We start from the raw sequence: 15,702 nt of genomic DNA on the forward strand, positions 1-15,702 counted from the left end.
TATGTTTGAAGAAGTAGGTACAACAACAGAAGGCGATTTAATCATTAACGTAGGACCACAGCACCCTGCCACACATGGCGTATTGCATTTGGTAATTACGCTAAACGGCGAGACCATTAAGAATGTAGAACCGCATCTCGGTTATATTCATCGCTCAATTGAAAAGATGTGCGAAAGCCTTACCTACCGCCAGTTTATTTATGTAACCAGTCGCATGGATTATCTTTCTGCACACATCAACAATCATGCATGTGCCATGTGTGTAGAGAAAGGAATGCAAATAGAAGTTCCGGCAAGAGCACAAGTGATCCGTGTGTTGATGGATGAGCTTACACGTATTGCTTCACATGAATTATGGTGGGGAGCAATGGCGATGGATCTTGGTGCCTTCACTCCTTTCTTTCATGCATTTCGTGAAAGGGAAAGCATCAATGATATTATGGAAGAAACATGTGGTGCACGACTTACCATGAACTACATGGTACCCGGTGGTGTAATGCATGATCTTCATCCCAACTTTCAAAAACGGGTGAAGGATTTCATACAACTATACAAAAGTAAAATTCACGAATACGATGAAATGGTAACCGGCAATATCATTTTCCAGAACAGAATGAAAGCTGTTGGTTATATTTCTCCCGAAGATGCCATCTCCTACGGTTGTACGGGACCGGTAGCAAGAGGAAGCGGAGTAAGTTGTGATACACGTAAGCACTATCCGTATGAAATTTATGATAAGCTTGAATTTGATGAAGTGCTGGAGACAGGTGGCGATTCGTTCGCTCGGTATATGGTAAGGCTTCGTGAAATGCAACAATCGATCCGCATTATTGAACAATTAATTGATAATATTCCGGAAGGTGATTTTCAGGCAAAAACAAAAGCTGTGTTGAAATTACCCAAAGGTGAATTCTATACAAAAGCAGAAACAGCACGTGGCGAGTTGGGTGTGTACATTGTGAGCGAAGGTGGAACAACTCCTTACCGTATTAAATTCCGTTCACCAGGATTCTCCAATTTATCGGCATTGAATCATTTGGTGAAAGGTGGAAAGATCGGCGATTTGATTGCCGCAATGGGGACATTGGATCTGGTGATACCGGATATTGATAGATAAGAAGACCACCAAAACACAGGGCTCACTTATTTGTAGACACTTACTAATTTATAAAACACTATAACACATCTATAAAACGCAAACTATGAAACGTAAAAAAGTGATTTTACTTATAGCGGTGCTACTGCTATTTGTGATTGCAACACCTGTTGTGTTCTTTTATATAACAACAAGGATGTCAAGCCCGAAAACGGTAGTAGTAAATGCTGACAAAACAAAGGGAGAACTGATAAGTCCGGATTCGACTGTAACGGTTTTGATTAGTGGCGTAAATGAATTTATTTATTATAAAAACAATACTGAAGCAAAAAAGGGATCACTTGAGGACGTTAGAACTTTTCTGGTAAAAGAAGAAGTAGCAAAGAATTCTTTTACCGTTCTTATTGTTCCGTTAGAAACAACAGCTTACAAAAACACAGTAGATATTTTAGATGAAATGCAGATTAACAAGATCATGAAATACGCAATCGTAGATGTTAAGAAGGAAGACATCGACTTAGCTAATAAGCTGAAGTAAAACAATGAAGAAGAATAAACAAATATAAATGTGGAGCTTAAGTAACATAGCAACAAGCATTGATCAATGGCTCAATGAAACCTTAAATCCAACATTAGCACTCATTATTGAAATGCTGATAGCAGGTGTGGCAGTGATTGGCTTATTTGCAATGCTCGGATTAATATTGGTGATCATGGAACGCAAAGTATCTGCATGGATACAAATCCGTTTAGGACCAAATCGTGTGGGTCCGAAGGGAATGTTTCAATCATTAGCAGATACCTTAAAGTTATTGGTGAAAGAAGGAATGACACCCGGTGGCGCTGATAAATTATTATTTAATGTAGCACCGTTTGTGGCCATGATTGTTGCCATGTTGTTGATGGCGCCCATCGCCTTTGCCAAAGATTTTCAACTATGGGATCTCAACATTGGTGTATTGTATATTACTGCAGTATCATCTATCTCAGTAATCAGCATTTTAATGGCAGGCTGGGCCAGCAACAATAAATACTCGTTGCTTGGTGCAATGCGCAGCGGTGCTCAGATTGTGAGTTATGAATTATCTGCCGGTCTTGCTATCCTTGCCATTGTTGTATTAACAGGAAGTTTGCGTATAAGCGATATTATCAATGCACAGGCTGATGGCTGGTGGATATTTAAAGGACATATCCCTGCTATTATTTCCTTTATCATTTTCATTATCGCTGTAACAGCAGAAACGAACCGTGCTCCATTTGATATGGCAGAAGCAGAAAGTGAATTAACAGCAGGTTTTCATACAGAATATTCAGGGATGAAATTCGCACTCTTTTTCCTGGCTGAATATGTGAATGTGTTTATTGTTTGTGCGATCGGTGCAACATTATTTTTAGGTGGATGGATGCCGTTTCACATTGGTAACTGGGATGCATTCAATCATGTGATGGATTATATTCCATCGAGTATATGGTTCTTTGGAAAAACATTCTTTTTAATATTTCTGATCATGTGGTTCCGCTGGACGTTCCCACGGTTACGTATTGATCAGTTATTGAATCTTGAGTGGAAATATTTATTACCGATCAGCATGTTTAATTTATTGCTGGTAACGTTGATCGCCATATTGGGTTGGCATTTTTAATGTAGCATTATGTTTTTAAAACAATACATAAAAGACGTCTGGGGTGCAATGAAATCACTAGCAACAGGTATGAAACGTACCGGCTATTATTTCACACACCACAAAGAGATCATTACTGAACAATATCCTGATAACAGGGATACGTTGGTATTGCCCGAACGCTTCAAAGGCGAAGTGGTAATGATACATGATGAGAACAATGAACATGCGTGTACCGGTTGTACTGCTTGTGAATTGGCTTGCCCGAATGCAACCATCAAGATCATTACCAAGTTTGATGTGGATGCAGAAACAGGCAAGAAGAAAAAAGCAATCGACACATTTGTTTATCATCTTGAATTATGCACCATGTGCAATTTATGTGTGGAGGCTTGCCCTACAGGTGCAATTAAGATGGCGCAAACATTTGAACACAGTGTGTTCGACAGAAGTAAACTGACAAAGACATTGAACCAACCCGGATCGAAGATCAGGGAGGGTGTTGAATAATTGAATATTGGTTTTATAACGAACTGAAATGACTGCATCACAAATTATATTTTATCTCATCTCAGCTTTTATTCTGAGCATGGGTGTTTTATCAGTAACTACGAGAAAAATTTTCCGTTCGGCTATCTGGCTTTTGTTTTCATTAGTTGGCATAGCCGGTCTTTATTTCTGGATGGATGTGCAGTTTATTGCTGCGGTGCAAATTGTTGTGTACGTAGGCGGCATTGTTGTACTCATTATCTTTTCAATTTTTCTAACGCAGCAATCAGGCAAGGAAATGCCCAAAGCGCCACTGGTAAGAACCATTGCAGGAGCCTTGGCCGTATTGTTTGGCTTTGCGTTTACCTATTTATTAATTGATCAATATGGCTTTGTCACCATTGATCAGCCGTTTGATAATGATGTTGCACGCATTGGTAAAGCAATGTTGAATACAGAGCAAGGTGGTTATTCTTTGCCATTTGAAGTAGTGAGTATGTTATTACTGGCAGCCATGGTTGGTTGTATTGTTATTGCATTAAAAACAAAACCTGAAGAAAAATGAGCGACATTCCTGTTTCAAATATTCTATTCGTCAGCACGGCCCTGTTCTTCATTGGCATGTATGGTTTGTTTACAAGAAGAAACATGATCACCATGCTCATGGCCATTGAATTAATGCTGAACAGTGTCAACATCAACTTTGTTGCATTCAATAAATATTTGTATCCCGATAAATTAGACGGCATCTTCTTTACCATCTTCATTATTACGATTGCAGCTGCAGAAGCAGCTGTAGCGATTGCCATCATCATCAATCTCTACCGCAGTCATAATTCCATTGATGTGGAAGACGCCACTGAAATGAAATACTAAGACATGAATTACTCTTCATACATCGCATTGATTCCTTTACTACCGCTTGCAGCATTTGTACTGCTGGGTATGTTTGGCAGGAAATACATGAATCAGTCAGCAGGCATTATAGGAACAGGTTTGCTGTTGATCTCAACTGTGCTTTCCATCTACACTGCTTATCAGTATTTTTTTGTTGATGGAAAGGTGGGTGACACTTATCAAACCATCACTGCATTTAAATTCACCTGGTTATCGTTTTCTGAAAATGTTTCCATCGACATGGGTATCATTCTCGACCCAATTTCGGTGATGATGTTGGTGGTGGTAACATTTGTTTCGCTAATGGTGCACATCTTCAGCCTTGGATATATGAAAGGCGAAGAACGCTTTGCAACTTACTATGCATTCCTCGGCCTGTTTACCTTTTCAATGTTGGGATTGGTGGTGTCATCTAATCTCTTCCAGATATACATGTTCTGGGAATTGGTAGGCGCATCATCTTATTTACTCATTGGTTATTATTTTCAGAAACCATCAGCAGTGGCTGCATCAAAAAAAGCATTCATTGTCACACGCTTTGCTGATCTTGGTTTTCTCATCGGCATTTTAGTATTGGCATTCTATGGCGAAAGTTTAGACTTCAACACCATTATACAAAATTTAACGGCGCAGCAATCATCACAGTTTGTTACCATCACATCTGCATCATTCATTGGCGTATCGGCCTTAACATGGGGATTAACCCTCGTGTTCATGGGTGGAGCCGGCAAAAGTGCCATGTTCCCACTGCATATCTGGTTACCCGATGCAATGGAAGGCCCTACACCTGTTTCTGCATTGATCCATGCTGCAACAATGGTGGTGGCCGGTGTTTATTTAGTTGCAAGATTATTCCCTTTGTTCGCTGTGAATGAAGAAGCATTATCCATTGTTACAATTGTTGGTTTAGTGTCTGCCTTATTTGCTGCAGTGATCGCCTGTACCCAAACAGATATTAAACGTGTACTCGCCTACTCTACCATGAGCCAGATCGGTTACATGATGTTTGCATTAGGTGTAAGTGGCACAGGTGGTGAAAACGGTTTGGGCTACACTGCTTCTATGTTTCATTTGTTTACACATGCATTTTTCAAATCATTATTGTTCCTCGGAGCAGGTGCTGTTATTCATTTAGTACACAGCAACAATATGAAAGATATGGGCGGCCTGCGCAAATACATGCCCATTTCACATATCAGCTTTTTAATTGCTTGTCTTGCGATTGCAGGTGTTCCTCCATTTGCAGGCTTCTTCAGTAAAGAAGAAATTTTGTTGGCTGCTTACAATTCAAGCATGATCGTGTACGTGATCGCATTGCTCACATCGGGGCTAACTGCTTTCTATATGTTCCGTTTGTATTTTTCTATTTTCTGGAATAAACAAACAGACGTCCACAACAACCATGGTGAAGGAACATTCTCCATGAAACTTCCGTTGATCCTTTTAGCAGTATGTACACTTGCTGCAGGCTTTATTCCATTTGGCGAATTTGTTTCTGCAGATGGCAAAGCACTCGAATCGCATTTTCATTTAAGTTTCTCTATTGCACCTGTGGCACTTGGTCTTGCAGGTATTTTAATTGCAATGCTGATGTACAAAAATGAAAACAACAAACCGCAACAGGTTGCAACAGCACTCGGCGGATTGTACAAAGCAGCATATAAGAAATTTTATATTGATGAATTGTACCTGTTCATTACAAAGAAAGTCATCTTCAATTTTATTGGCCGGCCCGCTGCATGGATCGATCGCAACATAGTTGATGGGTTGATGAATGGTATTGCAACAGGTACAGGAAAAATTTCAAGTCTCATCAAAAATCTGCAATCCGGCAAAATACAGAACTACACGTTGTATTTCTTTGGTGGACTGGCTGCATTCTTAATCATATTTATTTATTTCTGGAAACCATAATAAATGAAGAAAAGCCCTGTAAGGGCGTAATATTAGTAGAACATAAAGACACAATAAAAGGCCAAGCTCCGTAGGAGCGACATGTAAATCAACCGAAATGCCAAACACCTACACACAGATATACATACAAATTGTGTTTGCTGTAAAAGGCAGAGAGCATTTTATAAAAGAACCGTTTAGAGAAGAACTGCAAAAGTATATGACAGGTATTATAAACAATAAGAAGCAAAAATTATATGCAATCTATTGCATGCCTGATCATACGCATTTGCTTGTGAGCATGAAGCCCGATTTATCTATATCAGACTTAGCAAGAGATATTAAATCAAATTCTTCTTCTTTCCTCAAAGACAAAAAAATTGTTCCGGAGTCATTTAGCTGGCAAGAAGGGTTTGGAGCTTTCAGTTATTCAAAATCACAGGCACCTACTGTTGTAAACTATATTCTGAATCAGCCTGAACATCATACAAGAAAAACCTTTCAACAGGAATACGTGGAATTTCTGGAAAAATTTGAAATTGATTTCAGCCCAAAATATCTATTTGAATTCTATGACTGACAAATTCAACATATCGCTCCTACGGAGCTCAACAACCCCTGTACAATTTGGGGCTACTAATATGGCGTGCCGATGGCACTTCACTAAAACGAATAACAGAATATGAACCTCACGTTACTACTCATATTACCACTTGTATTTTCGCTGCTGTTATTAGTAGTGAAAGGACAAAAACAGGTACGCCTCGTTGCTTTAGTTGCTGCCGTTGTACAATTGGGCGCAGGTTTATTCCTGTTGATGCAGTTCCTTGCAGAACGGGCAACGAACAATGCTGCGTTCTTGTTTGAACAGAATCATACATGGTACAAAGCACTCAATATAGGTTATCATGTTGGCGTAGATGGTATTTCAGTAGCGATGATTCTCTTAACAGCATTTGTGGTATTAGCTGGTGTGTTGGTTTCATGGAAGCAGGAAACCATGCATAAGGAATTTTTCTTTTTGTTGCTCTTCTTAAGTTTAGGAGCATACGGATTCTTCATATCTCTCGATCTCTTTACCATGTTCTTCTTCCTGGAAGTAGCAGTGATACCAAAGTTTTTATTGATCGGTATCTGGGGAAGTGGCAAGAAAGAATACAGTGCCCTGAAACTGGCGTTGATGTTGATGGCCGGTTCTGCATTAGTGTTTGTGGGACTCTCCGGTTTATATTATAATACCAGCATCAACGGCGTTCATTCATTTGATCTCTTGGAGATTTCAAAACAGAATATTTCGCCTGCCTTGCAAAACTTATTCTTCCCGTTTGCATTTATTGGGTTTGGTATTTTCACTGCACTCTTTCCCTTTCATACATGGGTGCCCGATGGTCACTCAAGTGCACCAACAGCAGCATCGATGTTTTTGGCGGGTATCTCTATGAAACTCGGCGGTTATGGTTGCCTGCGTGTTGCAACGTATTTAATGCCTGATGCAGCCGAATATTATTCAACCATCATTATCATCTTATCCTGCATTGCAATTTTATATGGCGCCTTTGCGACAATGATGCAGACCGATCTTAAATACATCAACGCTTACTCTTCCGTGAGCCATTGTGGTTTTGTATTGCTGGGTATTGGTATGTTAACGAAAACGTCCATCAACGGTGCTGTGTTGCAAATGGTAAGTCATGGTTTAATGACGGCCCTTTTCTTCGCTGTCATCGGCATGATTTACGATCGAACACATACAAGACAGGTTGCACAACTTGGCGGCTTATTAAAAGTAATGCCGTTCATTTCTTCTGTATTTGTAATTGCAGGTTTGTGTTCACTTGGCTTACCCGGCTTAAGTGGATTTGTTGCAGAGATGACGGTGTTTATGGGTAGCTGGCAACGTGCAGGCGCATTCTATCACACGGCTACCATTGTTGCCTGTGCTTCCATTGTAGTAACAGCGGTTTATATTTTAAGAGCAGTTGGTTCATCGATCATGGGACCAATAAAAAATAATGAACATCTGCAATTAGGTGACGCCGGCTGGAATGAAAAAACAGCGGCCGTTGTTCTATTAGTTGGAATATTAGTGATGGGTATTGTGCCGTTCTGGTTAACAGATCTTATCAACCCCGGGACAGAAGTAATTATACAAAAGTTAGGATCGATAAAGTAAAACGAAGCAATGAGTAACTTTTTTCTTTTGATGCAACAGGAATTGCTGTTAACGGCAATCATCTTTATTTTACTATTCATGAAGCTGAGTACAGTGGAATGGAAGACAAAGAATGTGTTGCTGGTAGTGAATGTTTTATTAGCGATCAACCTTGCTGCCGGATTTTTCTTTCAAGGAAAAGGAAGTTTATTTGGCGATATGTTTCAACAAAATGATCTGCTTCGATTGGAAAAAAATATTCTCAACCTCGGAACGCTTCTTATCTCCTTACAATCGTACAACTGGTTACTGAAACATAAACATGCAACAGAATTTTATTTGCTGATGCTCTCTACATTGCTGGGCATGTTCTTTATGCTGAGCAGCAGTAATCTTTTGATGTTCTATGTAGGATTGGAACTGGCAAGTATTCCATTGGCAGCATTGGCCAATTTTGATCTGGAGAAAAGACGTTCATCTGAAGCAGCCATGAAATACATCATGTCGTCTGCATTTGCATCAGGTTTGTTATTATTTGGCATTTCGATGATGTATGGGGTTACCGGCACGGTGAGTTTTGCGGAATTACAGACAGCAGCATCTGATCAACCACTATTCTTATTTTCTTTTATACTCATTTTAGCGGGCTTTGGTTTTAAGATATCAGCAGTACCTTTTCATTTGTGGACAGCCGATGTGTACGAAGGTTCGCCGATTGCTGTTACTTCATATTTATCCGTGATCTCCAAAGGCAGTATGATCTTTGCGATGACTACGGTACTTTTTTCTGTGTTTGCTCAACTAATATTTCATTGGTACAATATCATTGCAGTGCTGGCAGTTTTATCAATGATCGTTGGTAATCTCTTTGCCATACGTCAACAAAATGTAAAGCGATTCCTCGCCTTCTCTTCGATTTCGCAGGTTGGTTTTATTTTGATCGGTGTAACCGGTGCAAATTCCATCGGACAGAGTTCGGTTATTTATTTTGTGCTCATTTATATATTCTCTAATCTTGCAGCGTTTGGCGTGTTGAGTTTGGTAAGTTCAGAAAAAGGGAAAGAGACGATTGATGATTTCAAAGGCTTTTATAAAACCAATCCATTGCTGACATGGGTATTAGCAATTGCTTTGTTTTCATTGGCAGGTATTCCACCGACAGCCGGTTTCTTTGGAAAATTCTTTTTGATACTAGCAGGTGCTGGAAAAAATAATTACCCGTTGATCACTATTGCTGCATTGAACATGGTGGTATCGCTCTATTATTATCTGCGTATCATCAAAGCCATGTTTATGGATGCCAATGAAACGCCGATTGAAAAAGTAGAGATAACATGGGCACCAAAACTTTCAATGGCCATTTGTGTTGCAGGTATTGTGATCACCGGCATTGTAAGCGGTGCTTATGAATATATTTATTCATTGGTGAAATAAATTCGTGTAATTCGATTAATTCGTGTTTAACTTTTCGTGTATGGCTATTAATAAAAATCATGAATTCGAAGACCTTGATGGAGTGAAATGTGCCATCGTGGAAAAGAATGCTTCAAAAGAACGTGTTGCGTTTTTAAAAGACTTGCTTGAATTCAATCGCTATAAAGTAATTGTTGTTCCATCTCCTCCGCCAAAATCAGCGCCAGCTCCTAAACCGGTTGAAGGTGAAGCTCCGGTTGAAGCAGCTCCTGCCCCACCGCCACCTGAAACATTTACAGTTGGTGTTACCGATGTTACATTCAATGCAACGAATGCGATTTTTGGTCGGTTGTTGAAAACAAAAGATAACCGTGTTGTTACATTGGCTTACTGGCAACAGGAAGAAGCGACAAGCAGCGATAATATCCCTTACTTTTCTCTAGACGAAAACAGTCATCAATGGAAGTAAAGAATTTGTTTGATCAGCAGGCCTATGAAGAGATCATCATTCGTTTGCAAAACCTAACGGCAACCAGTGAACGTCAATGGGGAAAGATGACTGCAGCACAAATGCTGGCCCATTGCAAAGAAGCCTACAAAGTTCCACTCACCAGTAAAAAATTAAAGCGACTTCCCATCAGTTATATCGGCTGGATCTTTCGTCCTGTGTTGTATAATTCAAGACCTTACCGGAAAAGTTTACCTACTGCCCCAAACTTTATTATTAAAGACGATCGTGATTTTGAAAAAGAAAAAGCAGAAATGCTTTCCATCGTAAAAGCTTTTCACGAAAGAGGTGCAAGTGGTATCGGCGATAAAATGCATCCCACCTTCGGCCCCATGAAAGCAGAGCAATGGGGCAGGAGTATGTGGAAACATCTCGATCATCATCTGCGGCAGTTTGGAGTGTAATCAATTATCTTCACTACTATGTTTAAGCGTAAAACATACAAAAGGCTTTTATGGCTTTTCGTTATTGCATTTCTCTTCATGAATGCAGTGGCATATTTCCATGCATATAAATTCACACATTTTTCAGAAGCAGCCGTTGAAAAAACAAAAAGCCCGGAAAAACTTTCGTCACTTGATAAGATCAAAACATTACTTACAGGTGTAAACAATCCCCGACCAAACAATAAAACGGATACAGGAAAGACCGTGGAAGTTGTAACACTCCAAAGCAATAAGCGAATTGAATGCTGGTATATGAAGTCTCATTACAACAGAGATTCAGCAAAAGGTACTGTTTCCATCTTTCATGGATACAGTGGTGAAAAATCTTCCATGATGGATAAGGCGGAAGAATTTCAAAAGCTTGGCTACAATACAATACTTGTGGACTTTATGGGAAGCGGTGGCTCCGAAGGAAATCAAACCACACTTGGTTACAAAGAAGCCGAGCAGGTCAAAACCGTTTATGATTATTTAAAAACGAAAGGAGAACAAAATATTTATCTATTCGGGACTTCAATGGGTGCCGTCGCCATACTTAAATCGATCAGCGATCACGACCTAACTCCAAAGTCAATCATCATTGAATGTCCATTTGGATCCATGTATCAAACTACATGTGCACGGTTCCGAATCATGAATGCGCCTGTTTTTCCGATGGCGGGATTGCTGGTTTTTTGGGGTGGCGTGCAAAATGGATTCTGGGCGTTTGGTCACAATCCGGTTAAATATTCTTTGAAAGTAAATTGTCCAACCTTACTTTTATATGGTGAGAAAGACAGAAACGTAAGTCGTGAAGAAATTGATGCGATCTTTAAAAACATTAAAGGCAAAAAAGAATTGAAAACATATCAACTTGCAGGACATGAAAATTACCTGCTGAAATATCAAGAGGAATGGGTAGCGGATGTATCTCGTTTCCTGCAACAAGCAAACTAAAAAATACAAATCAAGACTTATGGCGCAAAAGCAACTTTCAGAAATGACAGACGAAGAGTTAAAGAAAAGACAGAAAGAATTAACTTTCGCAGTCGTTCTGATGGCAGTTGCGGTTTTGGTAATGACGATATCTGCCATCATTGGCTATTCAAAAAAAGGATTTTCAACTACCACTATTCTTCCGCTCTTGTTTACGCCACTCGCTATTAGCAACTTATTGAATCTTAAAAAGATCAAAGCAGAATTAGCTTTGAGAAAGTAATAAAACATTTTTTGAACAATCAGGTGTCGAATATTCATCTTTCAACTAAACCAACTACTCAATACATGGCACAAAAGCAACTTTCAGAAATGACAGATGAAGAATTAAAGAAAAACATGCGGATAATGACCATCGCAGTCACAGTTATTATTGCATCCATCATCATCATGTTTATTTCTGCTGTTTTTTCCTACATGAAGAAAGGTTTCAGCGTTACAGCTATTTTACCTTTTGCCTTCATGCCTATTGCAATCATTAACTTCATGAATCTGAAAAAAATTAAAGCAGAGTTGGATTCGAGAAAGAAATAAATCAAGCATTGAATACCAAAAACAACAAAGGGAGCTTCTCACGAAACTCCCTTTTCTTTATTCATATGGGTCAATATGCTATAATCCTTTTAATGTTTCCAATCGTTCCCATCTGCTCACTTTTGCATCCTGTGCCTGTTCCATAAAACGTGCAGCGAGTTCAGGATCTTTTGCTTTAATAATGTTGAAACGGTTTTCATGATACATAAACTCAGCCAGGTCGAGTGAAGGATCTTTTGAATCAACCACAAAGCGTTGACCTTTTGGTTTCATTGGATTGTAATGGAACAATGGCCAGTAACCGCTCTTCACTGCAAAGTCTTGTTCTTCTGCGCCATGAGCCATATCAATACCATGCGCAATACAATGACTGTATGCAATGATCAACGATGGACCCGGATATGCTTCTGCTTCAAGAATTGTTCTGATGGTATGCATATCATTTCCACCCATCGCAATTTGCGCAACATATGCTGTACCATGTGCAATGGCCTGCATCGCCAGATCTTTCTTACCGGTAGTTTTTCCATTCACACTAAACTTCGCACTGGAACCTAACGGAGTTGATTTTGATTTTTGTCCACCGGTATTGCTGTACACTTCGGTATCCAATACCATGATGTTTACATTTTCACCTGTACTCAGTACATGATCCAATCCACCATAACCAATATCATAAGCCCAACCATCACCACCAATGATCCAGATCGATTTCTCTGCAAGAAAATCTGCAAGATGGTACAGGTTCAACGCAGCCATGGATCGTTCATGCTTCAAACGGTTTTTCAGTTCAAGTACCAATTCATGTTTTTCATGAATGCCTGCTTCTGTTGTTTCATTGGTATTGATAATTTTATCAACCAGCTCTTCACCAATCATCGGCCGTAATTCATCCATCAATTGCAACGCCATTTCTTTCTTCTTTTCACTCGCCATACGGATACCCAAACCAAACTCTGCATTATCTTCAAATAAACTGTTGGCCCATGCCGGTCCAACACCTGCTTTATTCGTTGTCCATGGTGTGGTGGGAAGATTACCGCCAAAGATGGAAGAACAACCTGTTGCATTGGCAACGATCATACGTTCACCAAACAATTGAGTGAGTAATTTCAAGTAAGGTGTTTCACCGCAACCGGCGCATGCACCGCTAAACTCAAACAACGGTTGAAAAAACTGTGAACCTTTCACAGTATTCTTATTCACTCTTGTACGGTCTACTTCAGGAATGCTCAGGAAGAAATCCCAATTCTCTTTTTCTTTTTCCTGAATCGGTGTTTTATCCATCATGTTGATGGCTTTATGACCGGGATCGGTTTTACTGGTAATGGGACAGAACTCCACACACAATGTACAACCGGTGCAATCTTCTGTTGATACCTGCAACGTGTATGCTTCTATTTCTTTGTTCCATTCTTTACCAATCGGATCTACATGTTGAAAACCTGCAGGTGCATTTTCCAATAATGATTTGTCGTACACTTTCGGACGAATGGCTGCATGCGGACAAATGATAAAACATTTACCACATTGTGTACACAACGATGTATCCCAAACCGGCACGGCATCAGCGATGTTGCGTTTCTCCCATTTGGTTGTACCACTTGGGAATGTACCATCAATCGGGAACGCACTCACCGGTAATTCATCACCTTCGCCTGCAATAATTTTACCCAATACTTCTTTTACAAAGTCCGGTGCAGAATCAGGAACAGCATCACCAATTGGTCTGTTGCCGATTAAATATTTTGAATAATCAACTTCATATAAATTCGCCAGTGTTTGATCTACTGCTTCATAGTTCTTCTGCACCACTGCTTCACCTTTCTTCCAATACGTATCATAAATCGCTTCTTTAATTTTTGCAATGGCTTCTTCTCTCGGCAATACATTACTGATGGCGAAGAAACAGGTTTGCAGAATGGTATTGATACGGTTGCCCATACCGGCTTCTTTTGCTACAGTGTATGCGTTAATGCCATAGAATTTTAATTTCTTATGAACGATCTCTTCCTGAATTTTCTTCGGCAACATAGTCCACAATTCATCCTGATCATATGGCGCATTCAATAAAAACACTGCACCTTCTTCTGCATCTTTCAAAATATCATACTTCGTGAGATAATTGAAGTGATGACAAGCAACAAAATTTGCAGATTGCACTAAGTAAGTTGAATGAATCGGGTTTTCACCAAAACGTAAATGCGATACCGTTAACGATCCTGATTTTTTTGAATCGTACACAAAGTATCCCTGCACATGATCGTTGGTTTTATCACCAATAATTTTGATGGAGTTTTTATTTGCACTCACTGTTCCATCGGCACCTAATCCAAAAAACAAACCACGGAACTTATGTTGTGTTTCCAGGTTAAATGTTTTGTCGTACTCTAAACTTGTATGCGTAACATCATCATCAATACCAATAGTAAAGTGATTTTTTGGTTTGTCTTTTTTCAATTCACGGAACACTGCTTTCACCATCGCCGGTGTAAATTCTTTGCTTGATAAACCATAACGTCCGCCAATCACATGTGCATGATGATTTTCCTGTGCTTCATTCAATGCATTCACCACGTTCATGTAAAGTGCTTCACCAATTCCGTTTGGCTCTTTGCTTCTGTCGAGTACAGCAATGCTTACCACACTTTTCGGAATGGTATTGATAAACGCCTGCACATCCAACGGACGGAACAAACGTACTACGATCATCCCTACATGCGATCCCCGTTCATTCAAATAATCAACAGTTTCTTTTACTGCACCTGACCCTGAGCCCATGATCACAATTACACGATCAGGATGTGCATGTCCGTAATATTCATATAAACTGTATTGACGTCCGGTGAGTTTTGCAAACTCATCCATGGTTGATTGTACAATAGAAGGAACATTTGCATGATAAGTATTGGCCGCTTCCCTGTTCTGGAAAAACACATCAGGGTTTTGTGCCGTACCACGTATCGAAGGATTGTTCGGATTCAATGCACGGTTACGATGTGCATGAATGGCTTCCATATCCATCATTTGTTCAATGATTTCATCAGGGATTACTTCAACCTCATTGAGTTCATGCGAAGTACGGAAGCCATCAAAAATATTCAGAAACGGAACTCTTGCTTTTAACGTAGCTGATTGAGCGATCAACGCCATGTCCATCACTTCCTGCGGATTGTTACCAAACAACATCGCAAAACCTGTTGGACGAACCGCCATTACATCACTATGATCACCAAAAATAGAAAGCGCATGCGTAGCCAAACTACGTGCGGCAATATGAAATACAGTAGGTGTTAATTCACCTGCAATTTTATACATGTTGGGAATCATCAGCAACAATCCCTGCGATGCGGTGAATGTAGAAGCCAATGCACCGCCCTGCAATGCACCGTGTATAGCACCTGCAGCACCCGCTTCACTTTGCATTTCCATAATACGGGGAACAGTACCAAAAATATTCTTCATGCCTTTGGCACTCCATTCATCGGCCCACTCGCCCATTGTGCTCGAAGGAGTAATAGGATAAATGGCGCATACTTCATTGCATTTATAAGCAATATATGCAGCGGCCTCATTGCCATCCATTACTTCATACAATGCTTTGTCTTGTGTTACGGGGTTGGTTGTTGCTTCCATGTAATTGATTTGAAGCAACGAAATTACCCGACCCTGCATGG

The 15,702-nt window shown here is 39.9% G+C and carries 16 protein-coding genes; 15 read left to right on the forward strand and 1 reads right to left on the reverse strand.

Going from position 1 to position 15,702, the window contains the following annotated elements:
• The first annotated feature begins 1 nt into the window (after position 1).
• The 15 genes from WG989_RS01240 to WG989_RS01310 all read left to right on the forward strand — a co-directional run bounded on the left by WG989_RS01240 (position 2) and on the right by WG989_RS01310 (position 12,025).
• Positions 2 to 1,117 (forward strand): NADH-quinone oxidoreductase subunit D, encoded by a 1,116-nt coding sequence (locus tag WG989_RS01240; protein ID WP_340426745.1) that lies wholly within the window; start codon positions 2 to 4, stop codon positions 1,115 to 1,117.
• Between the two features lie 85 nt (positions 1,118 to 1,202).
• On the forward strand, positions 1,203 to 1,634 hold the full coding sequence (locus WG989_RS01245; RefSeq protein WP_340426746.1) for an ExbD/TolR family protein: 432 nt from the start codon (positions 1,203 to 1,205) through the stop codon (positions 1,632 to 1,634).
• Between the two features lie 28 nt (positions 1,635 to 1,662).
• Positions 1,663 to 2,739, forward strand: coding sequence for an NADH-quinone oxidoreductase subunit NuoH (nuoH, locus tag WG989_RS01250; RefSeq protein WP_340426747.1), 1,077 nt, complete (start codon positions 1,663 to 1,665; stop codon positions 2,737 to 2,739).
• A 48-nt stretch (positions 2,740 to 2,787) separates the two neighbouring features.
• On the forward strand, positions 2,788 to 3,228 hold the full coding sequence (locus WG989_RS01255) for a 4Fe-4S binding protein (protein WP_340426748.1): 441 nt from the start codon (positions 2,788 to 2,790) through the stop codon (positions 3,226 to 3,228).
• 28 nt (positions 3,229 to 3,256) lie between these two features.
• Positions 3,257 to 3,772, forward strand: coding sequence for an NADH-quinone oxidoreductase subunit J family protein (locus WG989_RS01260; protein ID WP_324231934.1), 516 nt, complete (start codon positions 3,257 to 3,259; stop codon positions 3,770 to 3,772).
• Positions 3,769 to 4,083 carry an NADH-quinone oxidoreductase subunit NuoK gene (gene nuoK, locus WG989_RS01265; RefSeq protein WP_340426749.1) on the forward strand — a complete coding sequence of 105 codons (315 nt, stop codon included), beginning with the start codon at positions 3,769 to 3,771 and terminating at the stop codon, positions 4,081 to 4,083. The genes WG989_RS01260 and nuoK overlap by 4 nt, the downstream gene beginning before the upstream one ends.
• Before the next feature lie 3 nt (positions 4,084 to 4,086).
• Positions 4,087 to 6,018, forward strand: coding sequence for an NADH-quinone oxidoreductase subunit L (nuoL, locus tag WG989_RS01270; protein ID WP_340426750.1), 1,932 nt, complete (start codon positions 4,087 to 4,089; stop codon positions 6,016 to 6,018).
• Between the two features lie 97 nt (positions 6,019 to 6,115).
• On the forward strand, positions 6,116 to 6,577 hold the full coding sequence (gene tnpA / locus WG989_RS01275; protein ID WP_340426751.1) for an IS200/IS605 family transposase: 462 nt from the start codon (positions 6,116 to 6,118) through the stop codon (positions 6,575 to 6,577).
• Positions 6,578 to 6,679: 102 nt separating this feature from the next.
• Entirely contained in the window at positions 6,680 to 8,170 is a 1,491-nt protein-coding gene (locus WG989_RS01280) for a complex I subunit 4 family protein (RefSeq protein ID WP_340426753.1), read from the forward strand.
• 9 nt (positions 8,171 to 8,179) lie between these two features.
• Entirely contained in the window at positions 8,180 to 9,583 is a 1,404-nt protein-coding gene (locus WG989_RS01285) for an NADH-quinone oxidoreductase subunit N (RefSeq protein ID WP_340426755.1), read from the forward strand.
• 40 nt (positions 9,584 to 9,623) lie between these two features.
• The gene (locus tag WG989_RS01290) at positions 9,624 to 10,031 is read left to right on the forward strand and encodes a hypothetical protein (RefSeq protein WP_340426756.1); all 408 of its coding nucleotides are present in this window, start codon (positions 9,624 to 9,626) and stop codon (positions 10,029 to 10,031) included.
• A complete protein-coding gene (locus WG989_RS01295) occupies positions 10,022 to 10,474 on the forward strand; it encodes a DUF1569 domain-containing protein (RefSeq protein WP_340426757.1) in 453 nt (150 codons plus the stop codon). The genes WG989_RS01290 and WG989_RS01295 overlap by 10 nt, the downstream gene beginning before the upstream one ends.
• Positions 10,475 to 10,552: 78 nt before the next feature.
• Positions 10,553 to 11,452, forward strand: coding sequence for an alpha/beta hydrolase (locus tag WG989_RS01300; protein WP_340426758.1), 900 nt, complete (start codon positions 10,553 to 10,555; stop codon positions 11,450 to 11,452).
• 19 nt (positions 11,453 to 11,471) lie between these two features.
• Positions 11,472 to 11,714, forward strand: a complete 243-nt coding sequence (locus tag WG989_RS01305) for a hypothetical protein (RefSeq protein ID WP_340426759.1) — start codon at positions 11,472 to 11,474, stop codon at positions 11,712 to 11,714.
• 65 nt (positions 11,715 to 11,779) lie between these two features.
• The gene (locus WG989_RS01310; RefSeq protein WP_340426760.1) at positions 11,780 to 12,025 is read left to right on the forward strand and encodes a hypothetical protein; all 246 of its coding nucleotides are present in this window, start codon (positions 11,780 to 11,782) and stop codon (positions 12,023 to 12,025) included.
• 78 nt (positions 12,026 to 12,103) lie between these two features.
• Here the strand turns inward: WG989_RS01310 and nifJ are convergent, their stop codons facing one another.
• A complete protein-coding gene (gene nifJ / locus WG989_RS01315) occupies positions 12,104 to 15,661 on the reverse strand; it encodes a pyruvate:ferredoxin (flavodoxin) oxidoreductase (protein ID WP_340426761.1) in 3,558 nt (1,185 codons plus the stop codon).
• Positions 15,662 to 15,702: the final 41 nt, after the last annotated feature.

Source organism: Lacibacter sp. H407 (genome assembly GCF_037892605.1).
GTDB lineage: Bacteria > Bacteroidota > Bacteroidia > Chitinophagales > Chitinophagaceae > Lacibacter.